The organism is Pseudonocardia sp. P-1 (genome assembly GCF_058111925.1).
The window spans coordinates 2,647,796-2,672,036 of record NZ_CM176614.1; the positions used below are offsets into that span (position 1 = coordinate 2,647,796).

Consider the following 24,241-nt stretch of genomic DNA (forward strand, 5'->3'; position numbering starts at 1 on the left):
CTCGCACCTTCCGAGGGGGACAACACGATGCCGGACGCGATCCGCGCCACGGGACTGGTCAAGACCTATGGTTCGCTCCGCGCGCTCGACGGGGTCGACCTGTCGGTGCCGGAGGGGACGGTGCTCGGCCTGCTGGGCCCGAACGGCGCCGGGAAGACCACGGTCGTCCGGGTGCTGACCACACTGCTGACACCGGACGCGGGCGAGGCCACCGTGGCCGGCGTCGACGTGCTGGCCGACCCGGCAGGCGTCCGCCGCCGGATCGGTCTGTCCGGGCAGTACGCCGCGGTCGACGAGTACCTGACCGGCTTCGAGAACCTGGAGATGGTCGGGCGGCTGTACCACCTGGGTCGGCGCCGGGCCCGGGACCGGGCCCGTGAGCTGCTGGCCGACTTCGGCCTGACCGACGCCGCGGACCGTCCGGCCCGGACCTACTCCGGCGGGATGCGCCGCCGGCTCGACCTGGCCGGGGCGCTCGTCGCCGACCCGCCGGTGCTGCTGCTCGACGAGCCGACCACCGGGCTGGACCCGCGCAGCCGCAACGACCTGTGGGACGTGATCCGCGGTCTCGTCGCGCGCGGGACGACGCTGCTGCTCACCACCCAGTACCTGGAGGAGGCCGACGCTCTGGCCGACGAGATCGTGGTCATCGACCACGGCCGGGTCATCGCGCGCGGCACCGCGGACGAGCTCAAGTCGCAGGTCGGCGGGGAGCGCCTGGAGGTCACGACCAGCCTGGCCGACGACCTGGAGCCCACCGCCGCACTGCTCGCCTCGCTCGGCGTGGGTGAGGCCGTGCTGGACCGGCACCGCCGCTCCCTGACGATGCCGGTCAGCGGCGGGGTCGAGGTGCTGCGCGCCGCGCTGGACCGGCTCGCCGAGGCCGGCACCAAGGTCGACGACGCGGGGCTGCGCCGCCCGACGCTCGACGACGTCTTCCTCACCCTGACCGGGCGCCCCGCCGACGAGGCGGACCAGGCCGAGGAGCCGACCCCGTGAACGCCGCCGCCACCATGCTCGCCGACGCCTCCGTCGTCGCGAAGCGCAACCTGATCAAGATCAAGCGGGTCCCGGACCTGCTGGTCTTCACCACCCTGTCCCCGATCATGTTCGTGCTGCTGTTCGCCTACGTCTTCGGCGGCGCGATCGACCCGGCCGGCGGCGGGGCCGGGTACCGCGAGTTCCTGATGGCCGGGATCTTCGCCCAGACCGTCATCTTCGGGGCCACGAACACCGGCGCCGGGCTCGCCGAGGACGTCAAGAAGGGCATCATCGAGCGGTTCCGCTCGCTGCCGATGTCGTCGTCGGCGGTGCTGACCGGCCGGACCCTGTCCGACGTGGTGAACAACCTGATCGTGCTGGTCGTGATGTCGCTGACCGGGCTGCTGGTCGGCTGGCGCATCCACACCTCGGTCGGCGAGGCGCTCGCCGGGTTCGCGGTGCTGATCGTGTTCGCCTACGCGTTCTCGTGGGTGATGGCGTTCGTCGGGCTGCTGGTGCCGAGCCCGGAGGTCGTGAACAACGCGTCGTTCATCGTGATCTTCCCGGTGACGTTCCTGGCGAACACCTTCGTGCCGCTTAACTCGCTGCCCGGCCCACTGCGGCTGTTCGCCGAGTGGAACCCGGTCTCGGCGGTCACCGCGGCCGCACGGACCCTGTTCGGCAACGACGGCGCGATCCCCGCGTCGGCGTCCGCCTCGGACGCCTGGCCGCTGCAGCACCCGGTGCTCTACGTGCTGATCTGGTCGGTCGTGATCGTCGCGGTGTTCGCGCCGCTGGCGAGCCGGCAGTACCGGCGGGCAGCGAGCCGCTGACCCCGCTGCCGCCGGTCCCACTACGGTCCCCCTGCGGCGGAACGGTTCCGCCGCGGAGGGGGCCGTCGTGATCGTCGCCGGGCTGGTGCTGACCGGGATCGGGGCGCTGATCCACGTCTACATCTTCGTGCTGGAGTCGCTGCTCTGGACCACCGACCGGGCCCGGGCGACCTTCGGTACGGACCGCGCGGAGGCGGAGCAGACCCGGGCGCTGGCGTTCAACCAGGGCTTCTACAACCTGTTCCTCGCCGTCGCCGTGCTGCTCGGGGCCGTGGTGTTCGCGACGGGCGCCCGCAGCGTCGGCGCGACGCTGGTGTTCACCGGGGCGGGCTCGATGGTCGCCGCCGGGCTGGTGCTGCTGCTGTCGGACCCGTCGAAGCGGCGGCCGGCGTCGATCCAGCTGGGGCCGCCGCTGCTGGGCGTGCTGGCCCTCGCGGTGGGGCTGGCGGCCTGACCCCGGACGTGGGAAGGCCCTCCCCGGGCGTCCCCGGGGAGGGCCTCGTCGTCCGTCGGGACGCTCGTCGTGCGTGACCACTCCAGCGACTGCGCAGGCGCGTCGCTGCCGAGCGTCCCGGCGTCCGTCTGGGGTCAGCCGACCTGGTTGAGCCAGGCTCCGCGGCTGTTGGAGAAGTCCATCGCGTCGTAGAGCAGGACGTACTGCCCGGTCGCGCCGCTCGGCCGGTCGAAGCAGACGGTGCCGGTCGTGGTGCCGCCGGGCGCCAGCTGGCCGGCGGAGAGCAGCGAGTCGGAACCGAGCAGCGTGGTCATCAGCGCCGCGCCGTTCGGGTCCTGGAGCTTCCAGTCGAAGCCCCCGTTGAAGGACTCCGTACCGGATCCGGTGTTGGTGTAGGTGACGTCCGAGCACAGGGTCTGCCCGATGGTCGAGTCGCCCGGCTGCAGCGGGGTGGCCGCGATCTGCAGGTTCCCGACGGTCAGCGTCTCACCTGCATCGGCGACCACGTCGTCGGCGGTCGCACCCGGGAAGGCGCCGGAGGCTCCCGACCCGGCCACGGCCGGAGTCGCCGTCGAGGAGGTCGTCGGCAGACCCGACACCGCGGCGGCGAACACCGACGCGTAGAGGACGCAGACCATGAGCCCGATCGCCGAGAGCACGGTGCCCGCGATCGCGACGCCGCGGTTGTCCGCCCGGCCCCTGCTCGCCCGGACGACACCGAGCACACCGAACAGCAGGCCCAGCAGCACCAGTGGCCAGGCGATCATCCCGATGATCGGGATGAAGGAGAACAGCAGGCCCAGGATCCCGAGCACCAGCGCGGTGACGCCGAACCCGTTGCGCGGGGCGACAGCGTGGACGGCCGGGGCCGCGGTGCGCTGCTGCGGGACACCGCCGCGCCGGGCCGCACTCGGCCAGGGCTGGGCGCCGGTGGCGGCCGGGGCCTGCTGCTGCGGGCCGCGGGCCTGCTGCGGGACCCCGCCCGGGTTGGTGCGGCCGAAGGGCGGCCCGCCGAAGGGGACCTCGGGGTGGCCGTCGTAGTAGGGGTTCGGGTTCCCGCCGGAGTGCTGCGGCCGGGGCTGGTGGTGCGGCGCCCAGCCCTGCGGCGCGGCACCGCGCGGGTCCTGCGCGTACTGCTGCTGGTGGCGGCCGGGGCCCTGGGGGCCCGGGTACTGCTGCGGGACACGGTGCGGGCCGGACTGCTGCTGCGGCGGGCCGGAGAGGTCCGGGGCGCCGTGGCGGTTCTGCGGAGTGGTCACGTCACGGCTGTCGCGGCGACGGCGGCCGGCGTATCAGGCGGCCCGTCCTTATCAACAAATGTGAGGACAGGTCCGTTCAGCCGTGCCGGTAGTCGGCCGAACAGGTCAGCCGAGGCGGTCGATCAGGGCCAGCGCGTCGGTCGGTGCGTGGACCTTCGCGTCGTTGTCGAAGTAGCAGACGACGTCGTGCCCGGCGTCGCGCCAGCCGCGGATGCGCTCCGCCCAGCCGTCGAGGGCCTCGGCGGTGTAGCCGCCGGTGTAGAGCTCCCCCTGGCCGTGCAGGCGCAGGTAGACGAGGTCGGCGGTGACCTCGTCGAACACCGGCCAGGTGCCCGCGGAGTCGGACAGCACCAGCGCGACCCCGTGCTCCCGCAGCAGCGCGGTGAACGCCGGGTCCCGGAACGACGGGTGCCGCGGCTCGACCGCGTGCCGCAGCGGGCGGTCGGCGTCGGTCTCGACCAGCGCCCGGCCGTCGAGCCGCTCGTCGTGCCCGGTCGCGGCCCGGGCGACGGCCGTGGTGCTCGCCGGCAGCAGCTCCAGGAAGCGGGCCAGCCGGTCGGCGTCGAACCGCATCCGGGGCGGCAGCTGCCACAGCACCGGGCCCAGCGCCGACCCCAGGCCGAGCACGCCGGAAGCGAGGAAGTTCGCGACCGGCACCGCGACGTCGCGCAGCTGCTTGAGGTGCGTCACGAACCGCGGGCCCTTCACCGCGAACACGAACCCGGCCGGGACCTGCTCGGCCCAGGCCCGGTAGTTCTCCGGGCGCTGCAGGGAGTAGAACGACCCGTTGATCTCGATCGAGGTGACCTGCCGGGACAGGTACTCCAGCTCGCGGCGCTGCACCAGTCCGGGCGGGTAGAACGTGCCGCGCCACGGGCGGGTAGCGCCACCCCGACGTCCCCACCAGGGTCCGTCCGGGCCGGGGGGCGGATCCGGGGCGCGTCACGTGCCGCCGACCAGCCCGCGCAGCGCGGCCGCCCCGGCGACCGGGTGCGTGACGGGCCCGTCGTGGCCGCCGGGCAGCTCGACGAGCCCGCGGCCGAGCCGGGACGCGAGCACCTCGGCGCAGCGGTGCTCCCAGCGCCCGCGCGACTCGAGCCCGCCGGTGGGGACGACCCGGACCCCGCTCGCAGTGATGTCGTCGGGGTCGATGCGGACGGCCCGTACCGCGGGGACGTCGTGGCGCAGGAACCGGCGCAGCGCGGGCTCCGGGTCCCCGGACGGCGGCTCCGGCCGGTAGCCGGGTTCGACGGGGTCCTCGCCCGAGGTCAGCGCGGCCATCAGCCGCAGCGCCCCGCCGAGGTCGTCGCGTGCGGCGAGCGCCTCGACCCGGTCCAGGGCCGCCTCGCGGTCGGCATCGCGGACGAGGCCGGGCAGCGGCGGCTCGTGCGCCACCAGCGTCGTGACCAGGTCCGGGTGGCGCACCGCGAGCAGCAGGCCGATCACTGCCCCGATGCTCACCCCCACGACGGCGGACGGTCCGGTGTCGGCCAGCAGCGCGGCGGCGTCGTCGGCGTGCGCGGTCAGCCCGACCGGGTCCGGCCCGGCCGGGCTGCGACCGACGCCGCGCCGGTCGTAGGTGCGGACCCGGTGGGTGACGGCGAGCTCGCCGACGAGCATCCGGGCCGCGCCGGCCTCGGCCACGCCGCCCTGGACCAGCAGCAGCGGCGGTCCCGACCCGGTGGTCTCGTGGTGCAGTGACACGGTGCCCTCCCTCGCGGTGCGCGGCCGGATGCGGGACCCGGCGGGCGCGGTACGGGCCCGATCATCGCCCGGGCGGCTGCGGTCCCGCCCGTTTGCCAGGATGGACGGCATGCGCACCCGACCGCACCTCCCGTCGTGACCGAGCTCGCCCCGGCGGTGCGCCGGGTCCTGGACTGGCCGGTCGACCACGTGGGCGCGGCCGTCGTCGCCGCCGACGGCACCGTGCTCGCCACCGCGGGCGACACCGACCGCGAGTTCGGTCTGGCCTCGGTGACCAAGCTGCTCTCGGCCTACGCCGCGCTGGTCGCCGTGGAGGAGGGCGCCGTCGACTGGGACGACGCGGCCGGCCCGGAGGGCGCGACCGTGCGCCACCTGATCGCGCACACCTCGGGTCTGGCGTTCGACACCGACGACGTCCGTGCCGCCCCGGGTGAGCAGCGGATCTACTCGAACACCGGGTTCGCGGTGCTCGCCGGCGCCATCGCCGAGGCGACCGGCATCGGGTTCGCCGAGTACCTGCACGAGGCCGTCTGCGCCCCGCTCGGGATGACGCACACCCGGCTGGAGGGCTCGGCGGGCGCGGGCGCGGTGTCCACCGTCGACGACCTGGCCCGCTTCGCCGCCGAGCTGCAGGCCCCGCAGCTGCTGGACCCGCGCACCGTCGCCGAGGCGACGACCGTCGCCTACCCCGGGCTCGACGGCCTGCTCCCCGGCTACGGACGGCAGCGGCCGAACGACTGGGGCCTGGGCATGGAGATCCGCGACGGCAAGTCCCCGCACTGGACCGGGGAGCACTCGTCGCCGCGGACCTTCGGCCACTTCGGGCAGTCCGGCACGTTCCTGTGGGTCGACCCGGACGTGCGCGCCGCCGCCGTCGTGCTGACCGACCGCGACTTCGGGCCGTGGGCGGTCCAGGCGTGGACGCCGTGGACGGACGGGGTGCTCGCGGCGCTCGGGGCCGGCTGAGGACGGGTCAGGGGCCGACCCGGTCGAAGCCCCAGGAGTGCGGCGGCCGGGCCAGCAGCTCGCCGGGCGGCTCGGGCAGCGTCGTGCCGGCCGGCACCCCGACCGCGATGACGACGACCCGCCCGCCGTCGGCGACGAACAGCTCGTGGCGCTCGGCGCCGGCCAGCGCGACGGCGGCCCGCTCGCGCACGTGGGCGAGGAGCTCGTCGCGCCGGCCGTCGGCGGCGCGGGCCTCCCACATCAGCGTCGGGGTCACGCCCGGCGCTCCGGGACGGTCGGCACGTCGACCGCGGCGGCCACGTCCTGCTCGGTGACCCGGAACCGGGCCGGGTAGTGCGCGGCGTCGCGGACGGCGGGCGGCTCGGTGTCGCGCCAGACGAAGCCGCACAGGCTGCAGCGGTGCACGGTCCACACGCCGGGGACCGGGGAGGTCGCGAGCACGGCGGCGCCGTCGGTGGAGCAGCGCGGACAGGTCATCAGCGGTTCTCCTTCCGGTCGCCGGCGACGAGGCGGCCGAGGCGCTCGACCCAGGCCGCGGTGTCGTCGGGCGGCACGACGCCCTGGGAGTAGTGCCCGCGGTCGTCCGGGGCGGTCGGGGTGGTGGCGTCGATGATCAGCTTGTGGGTGATCCCGGCCGGGTCGGACCCGGGGTCCAGCGGCAGCACCGGCAGGTCGGGCAGGGTCACCAGGTCGTGCGCGGGGTGCATCTTGGTCGACAGCGCCCACATGACCTGGGGCAGGTCGAAGGGGTCCACGGTGTCGTCGACGCAGATCACGACCTTGCAGTAGCCGAGGCCGTGCGGGGTGGTCATGGTCCGCATCCCGACGGCCTTGGCGAAGCCCCCGTAGCGGTTGCGGACCGAGACGATCGCGAGCAGGCCGTGGGTGTACATGGCGTTGACCGCGCGCACCTCGGGGAACTCGGCCTGCAGCTGCTTGAGCAGCGGGACGCAGGTGTTCGGCCCGATGAGGTAGTCGCACTCGGTCCACGGCATGCCGATGTAGAGGTGCTCGAAGTAGGGCGTGGTCCGGTAGGACACCCGGTCGATGCGGATCTGCGGCATCCGGCGGCCGCCGGAGTAGTGCCCGGTGAACTCGCCGAACGGGCCCTCGAAGTGCCGCTCGCGGCCCAGGACGACGCCCTCCAGCAGGATCTCGCAACCCCACGGGACGTCGAGCCCGGTCTCCGGACCGGTGGCGATCGGGCAGGGCGAGCCGCGCAGGGCGCCCGCCATCTCGTACTCGCTGTCGGCGTAGGCGATCGGCATGCCCGCGACCAGGGGGATCGTCGGCTCGTTGCCGAGCGCGATCGCGACCGGCAGGTCCTCGCCGCGCTCCTCGGCGCGGCGCAGCTGCAGCGCGATGTCGTGCTGCGGGACGGGCTGCAGACCGAGCGTGCGCGGCCCCTGGACCTCCATCCGGTAGATGCCCAGGTTCTGCTTGCCGAAGGACTTCGGGTCGTCGGGGTCGCGGCTGACGACGGCGGCCTTGTCGATGTAGAAGCCGCCGTCGCCGGCGTTGATGCGGAACAGCGGCAGCAGCGAGAACAGGTCGACCGCCTCGCCGGCGACGGTGTTCTCCGCGAACGGCGGGTCGGCGCGCCGCTCGACCGGGACCGGGAAGGCGTCCCAGCGACGGCCGAACTCCTCGACCTGCTCGCGCACCGGGGTCTCCGGCGGCAGCCCGAGCGCGACGGCGTGGTTGGCCCAGGAGCCGTGCGCGTTGAGCACGATGTTCGGGTCGCGGAACCCGGCGACGTCGGTGAACAGCAGCGCGGGGGCGCGGTCGCCGAGCTTCGGGGCGGCGGCACCGGCGGCGCCGAGGTCGGGCTCGGCCTTCACCTCGTCGTCGATGCGCAGGAGCTGGCCGTGCCGCTCGAGCTCGGCCAGGTAGTCGCGGAAGGTGTCCATCAGGCGCTCCTCCTCTGTCGGGCGGACCCGCCGGTCCAACGGCGGGCCCGCGGGGCGGGCAGGTCGAACTGGTCGCAGATGCGGGCGACGACGTGGTCCACGACGTCGTCCACCGCGGCCGGGTGGTTGTAGAAGGCGGGCATCGGCGGGACGATCCGCACCCCGGTGCGGCGCAGGGCCAGCATGTTCTCGAGGTGGATCTCCGACAGCGGGGTCTCCCGCGGCACGAGGACCAGCTTCCGGTCCTCCTTGATCGTGACGTCCGCGGCGCGGGCCACGAGCCCGTCGGCGATGCCGTGCCGGATCTGCGCGAGGGTCTTCATCGAGCAGGGGACGACGACCATCCCGTCCGTGCGGAACGAGCCGGACGAGATCGAGGCCGCCTGGTCCCCGAACGGGTGCGCGGTCCCGGCCAGCGCCTCGACCTCGGGCACCGTCCAGCCGGTCTCCTCGACGATCGTCGCCCGCGCCCACTTCGAGAGCACGAGGTGCGTGTCGACCTCGGCGTCGCGCAGCGCCTCCAGCAGGCGGATCCCGAGGATCGCGCCGGTCGCGCCGGTGATTCCCACGACGAGTCGCACCGGACCACCTGCCAACTAGTTCGTATACTAACTGTTTGCATACGCTCTATACTCGCGGCATGACCGATCGCAACCCGGGTGCCGACGAGGCGGTCGTCCACCTGCTCCGCCGGGTCCTGCAGTCCCACACCGCGGCCTGGCAGCAGCGCGTCCCGCAGCTGACCAAGCCGCAGTACGCGATGCTCGACGCGCTGCGCCGGCGCCCCGGGATCGACCAGGTCACGCTCGGATCGCTCGCCGCGACCGACAAGGGCACCACCACCGAGCTGCTGCGCCGGATGGAACGCCACGGCTGGCTGACCCGCTCGCGCTCCGAGACCGACCAGCGACGACGGCTGGTCCACCTCACCGACGAGGGCGAACGCCTGGCCACCGGGGCCGCGACCGAGGCCCGTGCGCTGGCCGCCGAGTTCCTCGCCCCGCTCGACGAGGCCGAGCGGGCCCGGTTGCGCGACCTGCTGGCCCGGCTCGCCGAGACGGGGTCCGACACCGTTCCCGAGGGGGACGGGAGCTGAGCCGGAAACCGTCGCGCGGGGCGGGAATGATCCGGGACCCCCGCCCGTTGGAACGACTGTCCGAGCCGGGCGAACCGAGTCCCCGGGCCGCAATAGACAACCGCCGCCGTGGAGTTCCGTTCGGCTGGAGCCGCGGTGCGCCACTCGCCGCGAGGCGACCGGCGTCCGGTTCGGACCCCATACCGCCGATTCCCGAAACCCATTCGACGACGCCTGCGAGGCCGGTCACCATGGTCGGCGCACGCCCGGTCCCGGGCGAGCAGGCAGACTGAACGAACGATGTCCAGCGAACCCGTCCCGTCTCCGACTTCCGCACAGCCGTCGTCGCACGACCGTCCGCGCCGACCCCGCCGCCGTCCCGGCGCACGGGGCGACCACCAGGCGCGCGGCGGGAGCTCCGGCACCCCGCAGGACACACCTCCACACGAGAACACCTCATCGGACCTCGCCGCAGCGCAGGCCGCCCCCGGGACGGAGGGCGCCGCGCGCGGCGTCCCGGCCCGCGATCAGCAGCGCCGCCGTGCATCGACGCAGCGCCGCCGCGGGCCTCGGGGTCGGCGCGCTGCCGTCACGGCGCCCGGCCCCGACCAGCCCGGCCGTCGCGGCCCCGACCGCGACGGCCGCGACTCCGCCGAGCCGCTCCCCCCGCTCGACGACGCCGAGCTCACCGCCCTGCGGGAGCGCCTCGACGCGCTCGGACCGGCCGAGGCCGAGCGGCTGCGCGGCCGGCTGGACCGGGCCCGCGACGGGCGTGCCCAGCAGCGGGTCGCCGACGCCGTCGCGAAGGCCGAGCACCGCGTGGAACGGCGCCGCGCCGCGCTGCCGCGGATCTCCTACCCCGCGACGCTGCCGGTCTCCGCACGCCGCGAGGAGATCGCCGACGCGATCCGCGACAACCAGGTCGTGATCGTCGCCGGGGAGACCGGATCCGGGAAGACGACGCAGCTGCCGAAGATCTGCCTCGAACTGGGCCGCGGTGTGCACGGGATGATCGGGCACACCCAGCCGCGGCGGCTCGCCGCGCGCACCGTCGCCACCCGGATCGCCGAGGAACTGGGCGTCGAGCTCGGCGGGGCGGTCGGCTGGAAGGTCCGGTTCACCGACGCCGTCGGCGACTCGACCATGGTCAAGCTGATGACCGACGGCATCCTGCTGGCCGAGCTGGCCGGCGACAAGGACCTGTTGGCCTACGACACGCTGATCATCGACGAGGCGCACGAGCGCAGCCTCAACATCGACTTCATCCTCGGGTACCTGACCCGGCTGCTCCCCCGCCGTCCGGACCTCAAGGTCGTCATCACCTCGGCGACGATCGACCCGGAGCGCTTCGCCCGGCACTTCGGCGCGGCCACCGACGGCGGTGACCCGACCCCGGCCCCGATCGTCGAGGTCTCGGGGCGCACGTTCCCGGTCGAGGTGCGCTACCGCCCCGTCGTCGACCCGGACGACCCCGACGCCGATCCCGACCGGCAGCTGGACGACGCGATCGGCGACGCCGTCGTCGAGCTCCAGCGCGAGGGCCCGGGCGACGTGCTGGTGTTCCTGCCCGGCGAGCGCGAGATCCGCGAGGCCACCGAGGCCCTGGAGCGGCGCAACCTGCGGAACACCGAGATCCTGCCGCTCTACGCCCGGCTGTCGACGGCCGAGCAGCAGCGTGTCTGGGCGCCGCACGCGGGCAACCGGGTGGTGCTGGCCACCAACGTCGCCGAGACCTCGCTGACCGTGCCCGGCGTCCGCTACGTCGTGGACACCGGCACCGCGCGCATCTCGCGCTACTCGCGCCGGCTCAAGGTGCAGCGGCTGCCGATCGAGAAGATCTCCCAGGCCTCGGCGAACCAGCGGTCCGGGCGCTGCGGCCGCACCTCCGACGGCATCGCGATCCGGCTGTACGCCGAGGACGACTTCGACGCCCGCCCCGAGTTCACCGACCCGGAGATCCTGCGGACCAACCTGGCGTCGGTCGTCCTGCAGATGATCGCGCTGGACCTGGGCGAGATCTCGGAGTTCCCGTTCGTCGAGCCGCCGGACCGGCGTGCCGTCGCCGACGGCCTGGACCTGCTGCACGAGCTCGGCGCGCTGCGCCCGGACCGGCGCTCGCTGACCGCGGTCGGACAGTCGCTGGCGCGGCTGCCGGTGGACCCGCGGCTGGGCCGGATGCTCGTGGAGGCGCACCGCAACGGCTGCCTGCGCGAGGTGCTGGTCATCGCCGCCGCGCTGAGCGTGCAGGACCCGCGCGAGCGGCCCACCGAGCAGCGCCAGGCCGCCGACGACAGACACCGCCGCTTCGGTGAGGACGGCTCGGACTTCCTGGCCTACCTGCGGCTGTGGGACCACCTGAACGCCCGCCGCGACGAGCTGTCGGGCAGCCGGTTCCGCCGCGAGCTGCGTGAGGACTTCCTGCACTACCTGCGTGTGCGCGAGTGGTGGGACCTGCACGGCCAGCTCCGCCAGGCCGCCCGCAGCTCCGGCATGGATCTGAACGACCACGACCCCGAGTGGCCGCGGCACGCCGACCGGATCCACCAGTCCGTCCTGGCCGGGCTGCTGTCGCAGGTCGGTATGCAGGACCCTCTCTCCGAGAAGGCCACGGGGAAGCGCAGAGGGGACGGTGGAGACGGGAAGAAGGAGCGGAAGGGCCCGAAGGACTACCTCGGCGCCCGCGGCGCGAAGTTCGCGATCTGGCCCGGCTCGGGACTGGCGCGCAAGCCCCCGCGCTGGGTGATGGCCGCCGAACTCGTCGAGACGACGAGATTGTGGGCGCGGACCGTCGCACCGGTCCAGCCGGACTGGATCGAGCCCCTCGCCGGACATCTCGTCAAGAAGACGTATTCGGAACCGCGCTGGTCACGCACGCGCGCGTCCGCCGTCGCGACCGAACGGGTCACGCTGCACGGGCTGCCGCTGGTGGCCGACCGCAGCGTCGCCTACGGCCGGATCGACGCCGAGGTGAGCCGCGACCTGTTCCTGCGGCACGCCCTCGTCGAGGGCGACTGGGAGACCCGGCACCCGTTCTTCCACGCCAACCGGGAGCTGCTCGACAGCGTCGAGGAGCTCGAGCACCGGGCGCGGCGTCGCGATCTGGTCGTCGACGAGGACACCCTGTTCGCCTTCTACGACGAGCGGGTCCCCGCCGACGTCGTCTCCGGTGCGCACTTCGACCGGTGGTGGAAGAAGGAGTCGAGGCGGGCCCCGGACCGGCTGACCTACACCGAGGAGATGCTCGCGACCGAGGCCGCGAAGCAGGTCGACCGCGCCCACTACCCCGACCACGTCGAGGCGGGCGGTCTGACCCTGCCGCTGTCCTACGCGTTCGAGCCCGGCCATCACGAGGACGGCGTGACCGTCGACGTACCGGTGGCGGCACTGAACCAGGTCGACCCGACGCCGTTCACCTGGCAGGTGCCCGGGCTGCGCGAGGAGCTCGTCACCGCCCTGATCCGGACGCTGCCGCGGAACCTGCGGCGCAACTTCTCCCCCGCCCCGGACCACGCGAAGGCGGTGCTGGCCCGGCTGCGCGGCGAGACCGGCCGGCGTCCGCTGCTGGACGTCCTGGAGGACGAGCTCGGCCGGATGCGCGACGTGCACATCCGGCGTGAGGACTGGGAGCTGGAGCGGCTGCCCGAGCACCTGACGGTGACCTTCCGGGTGCTCGACGAGTCCGGCGCCGAGCTGGCCCGCGACACCGACCTGGACCGGCTGCGCCGCGCCCTCGCCCCGAAGGTCCGCGAGGAGCTGGCCGCCGCGGGCAGCGACGTCGAGGCGACCGGGCTGACGTCGTGGACGATCGGCGACCTCCCCCGGGAGCTGCCGATCCGGCGTGGCGCGCACACGGTCACCGGCTACCCGGGCCTGCGCGACCGCGGCACGAGCGCCGACGTCCGGGTGTACGCGACGGCGCCCGAGCGCGACCCCGCCCACCACCGCGGCGCCCGGCGGCTCCTGCTCCTCAACACCACCCACCCGGGGAAGCAGGTGCAGCGAGGCCTGGACAACCGGGCGCGGCTGGCCCTGTCGCGCAACCCGCACGGCTCGCTCGACGCCCTGCTCGACGACTGCACCACCGCCGCGGCCGACCACCTGATGACCCGGGGCGGCGGCGACCCGTTCGACGAGGCGCAGTACGCCCGGCTCGCTGAGCTGCTGCGGATGCGGCTGCCGTCGACGACGTTGCAGGTCCTCGACGCCGTACGCGGCGTGCTGGAGGTCTGGCACCGGGTCGGTGCGGCGCTGGCGGACCTGCGCGGCCCCGCCACCCGCGACGGCGTCGCCGACGTGACGGCGGTCGTGGGCCGGCTGACCGCGCCGGGCTTCGTCACCGCCGCCGGGGCGACCCGGCTCGGCGACGTGAAGCGCTACCTGCAGGGCTGCGAGCTGCGGCTGGAGAAGCTGCGCGCCGACCCCGCCCGCGACGCCCGGTGGACCGCCGAGATCGCACCGGTCGAGGCGGAGTACCGCGGGCTGCTGGCCGCCCTGCCCGAGCACACGCCGCCGTCGGCCGCGCTGCGCGAGATCGGGTGGATGGTCGAGGAGCTGCGCATCTCGCTGTACGCGCACCCGATGAAGACCCGCCATCCGGTGTCGGTGCAGCGGATCGAGCGGGCGATCGACGCGCTCTGAGGCGTGACTGTCGGGGGTCGCAGGCACACTGCCCCCATGACCGATGCACCCGTTGCCAGGTTCGCACTGTTCGCGCTCGACTGCCCGGACCCGCTGGAGCTCGCCCGGTTCTACTCCGCGATCACCGGCTGGCCGGTCGTCGGCCCCACCGACACCGACCCCGACTGGGTCGAGCTGGACGCGGGCGGGGCGGGCGCCACCCTGGCGTTCCAGCAGATCTCCGAGGGGGAGTTCACCCCGCCGGAGTGGCCGGGGCAGGTGCGCCCGCAGCGCGGGCACGTCGACTTCGACGTGCCCGACCTCGACGCCGGGGAGGCCGCGGTGCTGGCGCTCGGCGCCGTCAAGCACGAGACCCAGCCCGCACCGGAGAGCTTCCGGGTGTTCCTCGACCCGATCGGGCACCCGTTCTGCCTGGTGCGGGCCTGAGTTCCGCCCGGCGGAACCCCGGTGATTCTGTGAGGATCAGGTCTCCGTCGACGGCGAGGGGCCCGCGATCATGACCGCACCGACCACTCCGTACACCGAGCTGGGCGAGGCTCTGGGCACCGACTTCTTCTCGGTGCGCGACCAGTTCACCGACGAGCAGTGGCAGCGCTTCGCCGACACCCGCACGTTCGTCGACACCGAGGTCCTCCCCGGCATCAACGACTACTGGGAGCGCGCGGAGCTGCCCTGGCACCTGTTCCGGCGCCTGCCCGAGCTCGGGATCGTCGGCGAGGACATCCAGGGCTACGGGGCGGCCGGGATGAGCCCGCTCGCGCTCGGCCTCGCGCACATGGAACTGCACCGCGGCGACGGCTCGCTCGGCACGTTCCTCGGGGTGCACGCGGGCCTGGCGATGAAGGCGATCGCGATGTGCGGCTCGGAGGAGCAGCGGCAACGCTGGCTGCCGTCGATGTCCACCATGGACAAGTTGGGCGCGTTCGCGCTGACCGAGCCGATGCACGGTTCGGACTCGGTCGCGCTGGAGACCACCGCGACCCGCGACGGCGACCACTGGGTGCTGCGCGGGTCGAAGCGCTGGATCGGCAACGGCAGCGTCGCGGACCTGGTGGTCGTGTGGGCGCGCGACACCGACTCCGGCGAGGTGCTCGGGTTCGTCGTCGAGACCCCGGCGGAGGGCTACGAGGCCACCGTCATCCCGGGCAAGGTGTCGCTGCGGGCGCTCTGGCAGGCCGACATCGAGCTGGACGGGGTCCGGGTACCGGAGGAGAACCGGCTGGCGCAGGCGCGGACCTTCGCCGACTGCGCCGCGGTGCTGGCCACCACCCGGGGCACCTGCGCCTGGATGGCGCTGGGCCACGCGACCGCCGGCTACGACGCCGCCCTGCGCTACGCGCTGGAGCGCGAGCAGTTCGGCAAGCCGCTGGCGAGCTTCCAGATCGTGCAGCAGCGGCTCGTCGCGATGCTCGCCGACCTGACCGGCATGCAGCTCTACTGCATGCAGTCCGCCCGGCTCGCCGAGGTGGGCAAACTGTCGCCGACCGTCGCGGGGCTGGCGAAGATGCACAACACCCGGACCGCCCGCAAGATCCTCTCCGAGGCGCGCGACCTGCTCGGCGGCAACGGGATCCTGCTGGAGCACCACGTCGTGCGGCACTGGGCCGACATCGAGGCGATCCACACCTTCGAGGGCACCGAGACGATCCAGACCCTCATCGTGGGCCGGGACGTGACCGGGATCAGCGCGTTCACCTGATCCCGGCGGGCGCGGTCAGGCGGCCAGGTCGCGGGGGCCGGGCGTCTCGCGGCCGAAGCGACGGGCCAGGTCGGCCTCGACGCGGCGGTCCGAGCGGCGCTCCAGCCACCGCCGCCCCCGTGCGGTCCGCGCGACGAGCAGCGACTCGACCAGGTTGCGCAGCACCTGCGACGGCCACATCCACGCCGCGGTCACCGGCAGGTCCAGATCGCGCAGGCCCTCGGCGCGCAGAAACACCCGCAGCAGCGACAGCAGCCGTCGTCGCTCCCAGGCGCCGCGGAACCGGTCGGCGGGGCCACCGGTCCGCTCGCTGCGCAGCCCCTCGACGAGCGCGCCCGCGAGCAGCGGGCCTGCCGGGGTGACGTCGCCCTGGGCCAGCACGATGTGGTGGTTGAACGCGTTCTGGGCGCGCTCGGTGTCGAACAGCCAGTCGTCGTCGACGCCCATCAGCCACCCGACGTAGCGCCACAGGTGCATGATCGCGTCGCCGTCGGCGCGCGGGACGTGCCGTCCGAGCAGGCGGCAGCCGAGGATCGCGGTGCTGTTGAACAGCCCGAGCGTGGCCGCGGCGTCGGCCTGGTTGATCGGCAGCCCGTGGCCGGCGACGTCGTAGCGGTCGCCCCGCTCGAACCGCTCCGCGACGAGGGCGTGCATGGCGCGCACGTGCAGCGTCGCCGCCCAGCCCGCACCACCGGGCACCATCCCGCCGGGACGGCTGACGGCGAACGCCCACGCCTGGGTCTCACCGAGGCGGCGCATCGCGCCGGCGCCGGTGAGCCCACCGGTGCGGACGAGCAGCTCGGTGGGGCCGCCGTAGCGGTAGCCGCCGATCAGCGAGAGTCCCAGCAGCACGTCGTCGCGGCTGCGGCCGAGCCTGCGGTAGGCGCGGGCGCCGCGTTCGAGCAGGTCCCGGTCGAGCCAGTCCGGGTCCGGGGTGACCGCGGCGAGGAAGTCCCGCAGCGCGGGCGGGGCGTCGGCCGGCGCGGCGCCCGCGGCCAGCGCGGTGTGCAACGCCCGCATGGTCACACGGCCGCTCCCGGCGCGGCCCGCGTCGTCGCGGTCGCGTCCCATCGCGCGGGCCAGCGCGGCGCCGGTCTCGTCGCGGGTGAGCATCCGGCGGCCGATCTCGGCGAGCAGTGCGGGGTCGGGGTCGCGGACCCCGGCGACCAGGCCGAGCGGACGGGCGATCCGCGCCGCACGCTCGGGCGCACTGCGGAAGCGTCGCGGGGCGACGGGCGGCTCTGCCAGCATGGACCGATGCTGACACGAGCGAATGCTCGCCTTCAACGCGCGTTCCGGGGCGCCCGGTGAGCGGGCGCGGGGCCCGGCGGCGCGAGCCGCGCCAGGAGCGGTCCCGGGCGATGGTGGAGCGGATCGTCGCGGCGGGCCGGGACGTGCTGGTCACCCGCGGGTACGACGGCGCGTCGACGAACCGGATCGCGGCCGCAGCCGGGGTGTCGCCCGGGTCGCTCTACCAGTACTTCCCGGACAAGGACGCGGTGCTGACCGAGGTGCTGGATCGCTACCTCGACGCGATGGAGGCTCGCGTCTCGCGCGCGTTCCTCGACTCGATCGCCGCGGCCGGGCCGGGGGCGGGCACCGCGCCGGCGGTACGCGCGACCCTCGAGGCCCTGCTCGACACGTTCGGCGAGGAGCCGGACCTGCTACGGGTGATCGTCGAGCAGCTGCCGCGCTCCCCCGGCGGGCGCCGGGCCGCGTTCGCCGGCCGGATCGACGACCTGGTCACCACGGTGCTGCTCACCCGCGGCGCCGGGCACACCGACGCGGCGCGGGCCGCGGCGTGGACGGTCGTGCGGACCGTCGAGCACCTCACCACCGGGTTCGTGCTGGAGCGGCCCGGGTTCGCGCGGGCGGTCGTCGTCGACGAGCTGACCGCGCTGGTCGCGGGCTACCTCGACGCGCGCCTGTCCGGCGGACGGGTGGCGTCGGACGGGCCGTCCTGACCGGCCTCGACCGGGAGCCCGGCCGCGGCCCAGGCGCGGAAGCCGCCGTCGACGTCGGTGGCCCGGTGCAGCCCGATGTCCTGCAGCGACGCGGCGGCCAGGCTGGAGCTGTAGCCCTCCGAGCAGAACAGCACCCAGGCGACGTCGTGGTCGACGGCCTCGGGGACGCGAGCGTCGGAGGTCGGGTCGAGGCGCCACTCCAGGTGGTTGCGCTCGATCACCAGCGCGCCCGGGATCTGCCCCTCCTCACGACGCTGCCACCCCGGCCGGGTGTCGACCAGGTGCGCCCCGGCCGCGGCGAGCTCCGCGGCACGCCGCGGGTCCGGCCGGTCGAGCCGGGCGCGGGCGGCGGCGAGCAGGTCGGCGACGGTGCGGCTCATCCGACACCCCGGCCGGGTTCGACGAGCTCGGTGCGGGTGCGGCGCAGCCGCTGGTGGCCGGTGGTGCCCGCGACGTCCTCGACGTCGTAGTAGGACATCGCCGACAGCGGCGGGGAGTAGGCGTGCACGCTCACCGCGGGGGCGTCGGCGGTGTTGGCGACGTCGTGCACGTGGCCCAGCGGGAAGCCGGCGCCGCGGCCGTGACGCAGGGTCCGGGTGCGCAGCCCGGACGGTCCGCTCCAGCGGCGCTCGGTCAGCGAGCCGGACACCACGGTGAGGGCGCCGAGGGAGCCCGCGTGGTCGTGCAGCTCCGCGATCTGCTCGGTGGCCCAGCTGATCAGCCAGACGTCGACGAAGCCGTCGCTGCGCAGCAGCCGGTACCAGCGGCGCTCCGGGTCGACGACGACCTCGTGCCGCCCGGAGCGCACCTCGGCGGCGATCTCACGGGTGAGCTCCTGCAGGTCCTCGAGGCCGTACGGGGTGGGCGCGGTGACGGGTCGTGCGTGCGGGACGCGCAGGCGGGCGGGGCGGGACGCGGGCACGGAGGCAGGCGCGGACACGGTGGTGCTCCAGGGGACGATCGGGCGAGCGTGGGTCGGGGGACTCAGCTCGGGCGACAGCCCTGGTCGAAGTGGTCGGCGCGACGGGTGCCCCACAGGGGTCCGAGGGTCGCTGCCTGACTCATGCCGGGAATGGCATCACAGCGGTGGGCACGGTTTCAACCCGCTGTCCGGCCCGCGGGAGGACCCCGTGCGTGTCCGGACAGGTCGGCGGGTCAGGCGCCGTCGTCGTCGGACATGCCGATGACGGTGTCGAGCCCCGACAGCACCAGCGAGCGGCGGGCCTGGCTGCCCGCGGGCGCGACGAGGGTGAGCGCCGCGCCGTTGGTCCGCATCCGGCGCGCGACCTCCGACAGCAGGGCCATCCCGGCGCTGCTGACGAACGCCTCCCCCGGCAGGTTCAGGGTGATCGGCAGCCCGCGGTCGACGTGCTCCATCAGCGGGGCCCGGATCGCCGAGACCCCACCGAGGTCGAGGTCGCCGACGATCCCGATCCGCACGCCGTGCGCGTCCGGGACGGCACGCAGCCGGGCCCGGACGGTGCCGTCGTCGCCGTCGCCGGACGGGGTGTCGATCCGGTCGCGATCCGGCTCGGGCTCCCCGGCGACGAACTCCACCGGCGGTCCCGCGCCCGGGGTGCCCACCTCGACCGGGATCGCGGGCAGCAGGAACCGCACGGTGGTGCCGGAGTCCGAGGGGTCGATGTGCACGTCCCCGGCGAGCTCGCGGATGAGCGCGATGCCGCGGCCGCGGTAGCCCGGGTCGGGCGGCGGGGGCCGCCAGCGTCCGCCGTCGGTGACGCGCACCGCGACCGAGCCGTCCGCGGTCAGCGCCAGGTCGAGGTCGACCCCGGCGCGCCCGTCGGTGTCCTCGGGCAGATAGGCGTGCTCGATGGAGTTGGTGGCGGCCTCGCCGACGGTCAGCTGCAGGTCGCTGACCGCGTCCGGCCCCATCCCGCACTGCGCGGCCCAGGCGGCCACCGCGCGACGCAGCGGGGCGAGCCGTTTCGGGTCGGCCTCGATCGCGATCCGCAGCGGCGGCGGCATGAGCCGCGCGACGACGACGACCGTGTCGTCGGGGATGACCGTCCCCTCGGACATGCGGTGCAGCAGCGTGTCCGCCATGTCGCGGGGCTGGGCGGCGGACAGCTCGTCGAACGCGGCGGACAGCCGGGCCAGGCCGTCGTCGATGACCTCGTTGCGGCGTTCGAACAGGCCGTCCGAGCAGAGCAGGATCGTCTCGCCGGGCTCCATCCGGTCCACGGCCTCGGGGAACGGGGGCCGCCCGGAGATCCCCAGCGGTACGCCGCGGCCCTCGGACAGGGTCCGCACCCCGTCCGGGCCCGCGACCAGCGGCGGCGGGTGGCCGGCGCTGGCGTAGCGCATCTCGCCGGTGCCGGTGTCGATCGTCGCGATGGCCACGGTGCTGGCCATCGCGCCGCGCACCCGCAGCGCGTACTGGTCGAGCTGCTCCAGCGCCCGCGCCGGGGGCTGGCCGTTGACCAGGTTCGACGCGACCGCGGACCGCAGCTGGCCCATCACCGCGGCCGCCGCCGGGCCGCGGCCGACGACGTCGCCGACGACGAGTGCCACCAGGTCGTCGCCGAGGTCCAGTACGTCGAACCAGTCGCCCCCGGCCTCGGTGCCCTGGGTGCCGGGGCGGTAGCGGGTGGCCAGCGACAGCCGTTCGATGTCGGGCAGGCGCTGGGGCAGCAGGCTGCGCTGCAGGGTGACCGCGACCTCGTGCTCGGCCTGGTGCAGCTGGGCGCGGACGATCGCCTGCGCGCACTGGTTGGCCAGGGTCAGCACGAAGCTGCGCTGCTCGGGGGTGAACACCGGTTCGGTCTCGAAACGCAGCCCGATGACGCCGATCGGACGGGCCGCGACCATCAGCGGCACCGCGGTATGGACCGGGTAGCGCAGCACCTCGCCGCCGGCGGGCCCGCCGGCGTTCCAGATCGGCTCGCCACTGCTGACCGCGCGGCTCAACGGGTGCGCGCGGCCGGGGGTGCGCATCGGCGGGCCGTCGGCGGGCCAGCCGGTCTCCCGGAGCAGCGAGAGCGCGCCGCCCTCGTCGACGACGAGCACCGCGACCGCGTCGGCCCCGATCGAGATCCGGCCGTGCTCGACGACGACCTCGGCGACCGACTCCAGGTCGGTGGCCCGGGCCAGCCCGGTCGCGACCGCGCCGAGGCGTTCGGCGAGCCGCCGGGCCTCGGTCTCGGCCTCCAGCATCGACGCCCGGTCCAGCGCCTGTGCGGCGAGCTCGGCGACGGCGACGGCCGCCTCCTTGTCCGCGTCGGACAGCCGTCGCTCGGTCAGCATGGCGACGGCGAGGACCCCCAGCGAGCGCCCGCCGGCGACGAGCGGCAGGTAGCCGATGGTCTGGGCGTGGTCCGGTGCGATGCCGATGGCCGCGGGGTAGCGCGTCGCCCACTCGTGCGCGGTGGTGAACCACATCGGCTCGTGCCCGGCCAGCACCTCGGTGAACGCCAGCGGCGCGTCGACCCGGATCCGGGCGGCGCGCTGCCACATGTCGCGGTCCCACCCGTGGCCGGTGAGCGCCTGCAGCCACTCCCCGCGGATCTCCCAGAGCCCGGCGTGGTCGGCGTCGAGCAGGTCGACGATGTGGTCCGCGGCAATCGCGGCGACCTCGCCGGGGGTCGCCGCGGCCGACATCTTGGCGGTGGCGCGGTGCAGCAGGCCCAGGCGCTGGGCCGAGGCTCGTTCCTGCTCCAGCAGGCGGGCGTTGTCGACGGCCAACCCGGCCCGGCGCCCGATCTCGGACAGGAGGTCCAGGTCGTCGTCGGTGTAGGGGTCGCCCGACTCGGTGCGGACGACGGTCAGCACGGCGCTGGTGCGGCCGCGGGCGGGCAGCGGCACGACCATCGCCGAGGTCATGCGCAGCCGGGTCCAGGCCCGGCGCTGGGTGGGTGCGAGCCGGCTCAGGACCTCGTCGAGGTGGGCGGCGTCGAGGATCTCGGGGCGGCCGTCGTCGTCGGCGGGGACCAGCGGGGCCAGCCGCCACAGCGAGGGCTCCAGCGCCGAGCGCTGCGCGGAGACGGCGAGGGTGCCGGTGCCGGTGACCGCGTCGGCGTCGTGGACCACGGCGATGTCGGCGAGCCGGTCCTCGACGACGGCGCGGACGAGCTGGTCGGTGCGCCCGGTGCGGGTGATCTCCCGTTCCAGGGACTCGGCGACCTCGGAGTAGATGCGGTGCCGGCGCTGCTCACGGTGCTGGACGTCGATGTCGAGGCAGCCGCCGACGTAGCCCGCGGAGCGTTCGCCGTCGCGGACGGGGGCGCCGCGGTCGAGCACCCAGCGGTAGCGGCCCGCCCGGTCCAGCAGCCGGTACTCGACCTCGAACGGCGCGTGCGCGCGGGCGGCGGCGGAGGTCACCGAGCGGTAGCGCTCGCGGTCGTCGGGGTGGATGCGGCGGCGCCAGTCGTGGCCCAGCTCCTGCGCCGCGTCCTCGACGCCGGTGAAGTCCAGCCAGCCCCGGTTGACGAACAGCCGGTGCCCGCCCGGGTCGTCGACCCAGATCAGTGCCGGGGTGGAGTCGGCCATGGCCCGGAACTGCAGCTCGGCGGCCCGGCGGACCCGGCCGAGCTGCAGGTGGTTCGCGACCCGGGCGAGCAGCTCGCGGGCGGAGAACGGGCGGACCAGGTAGTCGTCGGCGCCGGCGGCGAACCCCTCGACGGCGGCCTCCTCCCCGGCCCGCGACGACAGCAGCACGACCGGCACCCCGATCGTGCGGGGGTCCGACCGCAGCGCCCGCAGGAGCTCGATGCCGCCGTTGCCGGGCAGCGCCGCGTCGACGACGACCAGGTCCGGCGGGTCGGTGCGGGCGGACTCCAGTGCGGCCGCACCGTCCGCGACGACCCGGACGGTCCAGCGTTCGACGAGCAGGTCGCGCAGGTAGCCGCGCATCTCGCGGTCGTCGTCGACGACGAGCACCCGGTCGCGGTGGTCGACCTCCAGCCCGTCGACGACGGACCCGTCCACCGAGCGGCCGCGGGCGAGGACCGGTGCGGCGCCCGCGGGCTCGGGGGCGTCGGGCAGCCAGCGCAGCGCCTCCGCCACGTAGGGCGCGGCGAGCTGCGGGGCGGCGCGGGACCCGACCTGGGCCCGGACGAGGCGTTCGGGGGGCAGGTGGGCGAAGCCCAGCGGCAGCCGCACGGTGAAGGTGCTGCCCGCGCCGGGCTCGCTGGTCACCCCGATGGTGCCGCCGTGCAGACGGACCAGCTGGCGGATCAGCGGCAGGCCGAGGCCGCTGCCGTCGCCGCTGCGGCCGTGCCGCCGGGTGGGACGGTGGAAGCGGTCGAACACCGCGTCGAGCTCGCCGTCGACGATGCCGGCGCCGGTGTCGGAGACCCGCAGGACGACCTGTTCGCCGTCCTGGGCGAGGTCGACGGTGATCGTGCCCTGGCGGGTGTACTTGACCGCGTTGCTGAGCAGGTTGAGGACGACCTTCTCCCAGGCGTCGCGGTCCACCCAGACCGGCCGGACCTGCGGCGGGCAGGACACCGCCAGCTCCAGCCCGGCCCGCTCGACGACGGGCGCGAACGCGTCGACGAGCGCCGCGGTGGTCTTCCCGATCTCGGTCGGGGCGAACAGGCCGTCGTGCTTGCCGGTCTGCAGGGCGGAGACGTCCACCAGCCCGTCGACGAGCTTGAGCATCCGCTGCGCGTTGCGCTGCGCGAGCTCCACCTGGGTGCGGACGGCGGCGTCGTCGTGGTCGCGCAGCCGCTCCAGCGGTCCGAGGACGAGGGTCAGCGGGTCGCGGAACTCGTCGCCGAGGCCGGCGTAGTACTCGGCACGGGCCTGCTCGATCAGCCCGGCGTCGTCGCGCCGGTCGCGCTCGCGGTCGCGGGCGAGCGCGGCGGTCAGCACGCCGCCGACGGTGCCCGCGACCAGCCGCAGGAACGAGCGGTGGTCCTCGTCGAGCGGGAGCAACGGCGGCGCCCCGATGACGACGGCGATGCCGGCCGACCCGTCGGGGGTGTGCACCGTCGCCCGGACGACGTCGGTGACCGGGACGCCGTCGTCGCCGTGGACCGCGACCGGGTCGACGGCGAGGAACTCGACGTCGGTGACGTGGTCGGGGTCGAGGTCGTCGGGGAGCCAGCCCGCGGGCGGCGCGTCGATGCGGACGGTGGCCAGCGGGCCGGGGTCGGCACCGACCGTCGTCACCACGGCGCAGCCGACGTCGTCGGGCAGGTCGGTCAGGACCGTGGTGAGCCGTTCGACGGCGATGTCCAGCGTCGGTGCGTCCCGGGCCACCTCGCCGAGCGCGGCCAGGAGCGCCATCCGCCGGCCCCCGACGACCTGCGGGGTGGTCTCGGCCGTGAAGACGATCAGGCCGAGGACGCCGCCGTCGGGACCGCGGACCGGGGTGGCGGAGTAGGTCCACCACGTGACCTCCGGGGTGTCCCAGCGCCGCAGCACGATCCGGTCGTCGCTGCGGTAGATGCCCTCGCGGTCCCCGGAGAGCAGCTCGTGGAGGTGGCTCCCGAGATGCGCGGTGATCTCCGGCCAGCCCTCCCCCAGGGGCTTGCCGAAGGACCGGGGATGGCGCAGGCCGGAGTGCTCGGCGAACTCGTCGTTGTAGAACAGGACGAGTTCGGGCCCCCACCACGCGACGAGCGGCTGGCGGCTCTCCAGCATGAACCGGATGGTGTCCTCGAGCTCGCGGTCCCAGGTGTCGCGCGCGCCGAGCGGGGTCGCCGACCAGTCGATCGTCGCCAGCAGGTCGCGGACGGGGACGTACTCGTCCTCCGTCCGCCGGTCGAACCGCTCCACCGTGCGCGCCACCCCGT

The 24,241-nt window shown here is 74.8% G+C and carries 20 protein-coding genes and 1 pseudogene; 9 read left to right on the plus strand and 12 right to left on the minus strand.

Annotation, left to right across the window (positions count from 1 at the left end):
* The first annotated feature begins 27 nt into the window (after positions 1-27).
* From AC0GKK_RS12855 to AC0GKK_RS12865, 3 genes are all read left to right on the plus strand, one after another.
* Entirely contained in the window at positions 28-999 is a 972-nt protein-coding gene (locus tag AC0GKK_RS12855) for an ATP-binding cassette domain-containing protein (protein ID WP_208824556.1), read from the plus strand.
* Positions 996-1,814, plus strand: a complete 819-nt coding sequence (locus AC0GKK_RS12860) for an ABC transporter permease (RefSeq protein ID WP_374107532.1) — start codon at positions 996-998, stop codon at positions 1,812-1,814. Before AC0GKK_RS12855 ends, AC0GKK_RS12860 begins: the two co-directional genes overlap by 4 nt.
* A gap of 67 nt (positions 1,815-1,881) precedes the next feature.
* Entirely contained in the window at positions 1,882-2,268 is a 387-nt protein-coding gene (locus AC0GKK_RS12865) for a DUF1304 domain-containing protein (RefSeq protein WP_208824554.1), read from the plus strand.
* 134 nt (positions 2,269-2,402) lie between these two features.
* On the opposite strand, the gene AC0GKK_RS12870 is transcribed toward AC0GKK_RS12865, so the two are convergent.
* From AC0GKK_RS12870 to AC0GKK_RS12880, 3 genes and pseudogenes are all read right to left on the minus strand, one after another.
* Complete coding sequence (locus AC0GKK_RS12870; RefSeq protein ID WP_489883932.1) at positions 2,403-3,527, minus strand: DUF4190 domain-containing protein; 1,125 nt, start codon at positions 3,525-3,527, stop codon at positions 2,403-2,405.
* Between the two features lie 105 nt (positions 3,528-3,632).
* Positions 3,633-4,431, minus strand: a pseudogene (locus tag AC0GKK_RS12875) (DUF72 domain-containing protein).
* Positions 4,432-4,469: 38 nt separating this feature from the next.
* Positions 4,470-5,231 carry an alpha/beta fold hydrolase gene (locus AC0GKK_RS12880; protein WP_489883933.1) on the minus strand — a complete coding sequence of 254 codons (762 nt, stop codon included), beginning with the start codon at positions 5,229-5,231 and terminating at the stop codon, positions 4,470-4,472.
* 135 nt (positions 5,232-5,366) lie between these two features.
* Here AC0GKK_RS12880 and AC0GKK_RS12885 point away from each other — a divergent pair, with 135 nt between their 5' ends.
* A complete protein-coding gene (locus AC0GKK_RS12885; RefSeq protein WP_357439238.1) occupies positions 5,367-6,197 on the plus strand; it encodes a serine hydrolase domain-containing protein in 831 nt (276 codons plus the stop codon).
* A 7-nt stretch (positions 6,198-6,204) separates the two neighbouring features.
* Here AC0GKK_RS12885 and AC0GKK_RS12890 read toward each other — a convergent pair whose 3' ends face one another.
* From AC0GKK_RS12890 to AC0GKK_RS12905, 4 genes are read right to left on the minus strand one after another with little or no spacing between them, the layout of a single operon-like run.
* Entirely contained in the window at positions 6,205-6,453 is a 249-nt protein-coding gene (locus AC0GKK_RS12890; protein ID WP_208824544.1) for a hypothetical protein, read from the minus strand.
* Positions 6,450-6,674 (minus strand): non-oxidative hydroxyarylic acid decarboxylases subunit D, encoded by a 225-nt coding sequence (locus tag AC0GKK_RS12895; protein WP_251787177.1) that lies wholly within the window; start codon positions 6,672-6,674, stop codon positions 6,450-6,452. Before AC0GKK_RS12895 ends, AC0GKK_RS12890 begins: the two co-directional genes overlap by 4 nt.
* The gene (locus tag AC0GKK_RS12900) at positions 6,674-8,107 is read right to left on the minus strand and encodes a non-oxidative hydroxyarylic acid decarboxylases subunit C (RefSeq protein WP_357439243.1); all 1,434 of its coding nucleotides are present in this window, start codon (positions 8,105-8,107) and stop codon (positions 6,674-6,676) included. The genes AC0GKK_RS12895 and AC0GKK_RS12900 overlap by 1 nt, the downstream gene beginning before the upstream one ends.
* Positions 8,107-8,688 (minus strand): UbiX family flavin prenyltransferase, encoded by a 582-nt coding sequence (locus AC0GKK_RS12905; RefSeq protein ID WP_208824538.1) that lies wholly within the window; start codon positions 8,686-8,688, stop codon positions 8,107-8,109. Before AC0GKK_RS12905 ends, AC0GKK_RS12900 begins: the two co-directional genes overlap by 1 nt.
* A gap of 59 nt (positions 8,689-8,747) precedes the next feature.
* Between AC0GKK_RS12905 and AC0GKK_RS12910 the strand changes: the two genes are divergently transcribed.
* Entirely contained in the window at positions 8,748-9,203 is a 456-nt protein-coding gene (locus AC0GKK_RS12910) for a MarR family winged helix-turn-helix transcriptional regulator (protein WP_489883934.1), read from the plus strand.
* Between the two features lie 435 nt (positions 9,204-9,638).
* Here the strand turns inward: AC0GKK_RS12910 and AC0GKK_RS12915 are convergent, their stop codons facing one another.
* Positions 9,639-9,998, minus strand: a complete 360-nt coding sequence (locus AC0GKK_RS12915) for a hypothetical protein (RefSeq protein WP_476655000.1) — start codon at positions 9,996-9,998, stop codon at positions 9,639-9,641.
* Here AC0GKK_RS12915 and hrpA point away from each other — a divergent pair.
* From hrpA to AC0GKK_RS12930, 3 genes are all read left to right on the plus strand, one after another.
* Entirely contained in the window at positions 9,921-13,820 is a 3,900-nt protein-coding gene (gene hrpA / locus AC0GKK_RS12920) for an ATP-dependent RNA helicase HrpA (RefSeq protein WP_489884019.1), read from the plus strand. The two genes, AC0GKK_RS12915 and hrpA, sit on opposite strands and share 78 nt — an antisense overlap.
* A 36-nt stretch (positions 13,821-13,856) precedes the next feature.
* A complete protein-coding gene (locus AC0GKK_RS12925) occupies positions 13,857-14,246 on the plus strand; it encodes a VOC family protein (protein WP_476653654.1) in 390 nt (129 codons plus the stop codon).
* 70 nt (positions 14,247-14,316) lie between these two features.
* A complete protein-coding gene (locus AC0GKK_RS12930) occupies positions 14,317-15,519 on the plus strand; it encodes an acyl-CoA dehydrogenase family protein (RefSeq protein WP_489883935.1) in 1,203 nt (400 codons plus the stop codon).
* 15 nt (positions 15,520-15,534) lie between these two features.
* Here the strand turns inward: AC0GKK_RS12930 and AC0GKK_RS12935 are convergent, their stop codons facing one another.
* Positions 15,535-16,770, minus strand: coding sequence for an oxygenase MpaB family protein (locus AC0GKK_RS12935; RefSeq protein WP_489883936.1), 1,236 nt, complete (start codon positions 16,768-16,770; stop codon positions 15,535-15,537).
* Positions 16,771-16,826: 56 nt separating this feature from the next.
* Here AC0GKK_RS12935 and AC0GKK_RS12940 point away from each other — a divergent pair, with 56 nt between their 5' ends.
* Complete coding sequence (locus tag AC0GKK_RS12940; RefSeq protein ID WP_489883937.1) at positions 16,827-17,483, plus strand: TetR/AcrR family transcriptional regulator; 657 nt, start codon at positions 16,827-16,829, stop codon at positions 17,481-17,483.
* Here AC0GKK_RS12940 and AC0GKK_RS12945 read toward each other — a convergent pair.
* The 3 genes from AC0GKK_RS12945 to AC0GKK_RS12955 all read right to left on the minus strand — a co-directional run bounded on the left by AC0GKK_RS12945 (position 17,429) and on the right by AC0GKK_RS12955 (position 24,236).
* Positions 17,429-17,863, minus strand: coding sequence for a rhodanese-like domain-containing protein (locus AC0GKK_RS12945; RefSeq protein ID WP_226354896.1), 435 nt, complete (start codon positions 17,861-17,863; stop codon positions 17,429-17,431). The genes AC0GKK_RS12940 and AC0GKK_RS12945 overlap by 55 nt on opposite strands.
* Positions 17,860-18,423: a cysteine dioxygenase gene (locus AC0GKK_RS12950; protein ID WP_307799706.1), complete on the minus strand. Its 564-nt coding sequence runs from the start codon at positions 18,421-18,423 to the stop codon at positions 17,860-17,862. The genes AC0GKK_RS12945 and AC0GKK_RS12950 overlap by 4 nt, the downstream gene beginning before the upstream one ends.
* 215 nt (positions 18,424-18,638) lie before the next feature.
* Positions 18,639-24,236: a SpoIIE family protein phosphatase gene (locus AC0GKK_RS12955; protein ID WP_489883938.1), complete on the minus strand. Its 5,598-nt coding sequence runs from the start codon at positions 24,234-24,236 to the stop codon at positions 18,639-18,641.
* Positions 24,237-24,241: the final 5 nt, after the last annotated feature.

Excerpts from the sequence above, each read along its gene's own strand:
- AC0GKK_RS12855 (WP_208824556.1), top strand. The coding sequence starts at position 28 with ATGCCGGACGCGATCCGCGCCACGGGACTGGTCAAGACCTATGGTTCG.
- AC0GKK_RS12895 (WP_251787177.1), bottom strand. The coding sequence starts at position 6,674 with ATGACCTGTCCGCGCTGCTCCACCGACGGCGCCGCCGTGCTCGCGACC.
- AC0GKK_RS12900 (WP_357439243.1), bottom strand. The coding sequence starts at position 8,107 with ATGGACACCTTCCGCGACTACCTGGCCGAGCTCGAGCGGCACGGCCAG.
- AC0GKK_RS12910 (WP_489883934.1), top strand. The coding sequence starts at position 8,748 with ATGACCGATCGCAACCCGGGTGCCGACGAGGCGGTCGTCCACCTGCTC.
- AC0GKK_RS12925 (WP_476653654.1), top strand. The coding sequence starts at position 13,857 with ATGACCGATGCACCCGTTGCCAGGTTCGCACTGTTCGCGCTCGACTGC.
- AC0GKK_RS12930 (WP_489883935.1), top strand. The coding sequence starts at position 14,317 with ATGACCGCACCGACCACTCCGTACACCGAGCTGGGCGAGGCTCTGGGC.
- AC0GKK_RS12935 (WP_489883936.1), bottom strand. The coding sequence starts at position 16,770 with ATGCTGGCAGAGCCGCCCGTCGCCCCGCGACGCTTCCGCAGTGCGCCC.
- AC0GKK_RS12945 (WP_226354896.1), bottom strand. The coding sequence starts at position 17,863 with ATGAGCCGCACCGTCGCCGACCTGCTCGCCGCCGCCCGCGCCCGGCTC.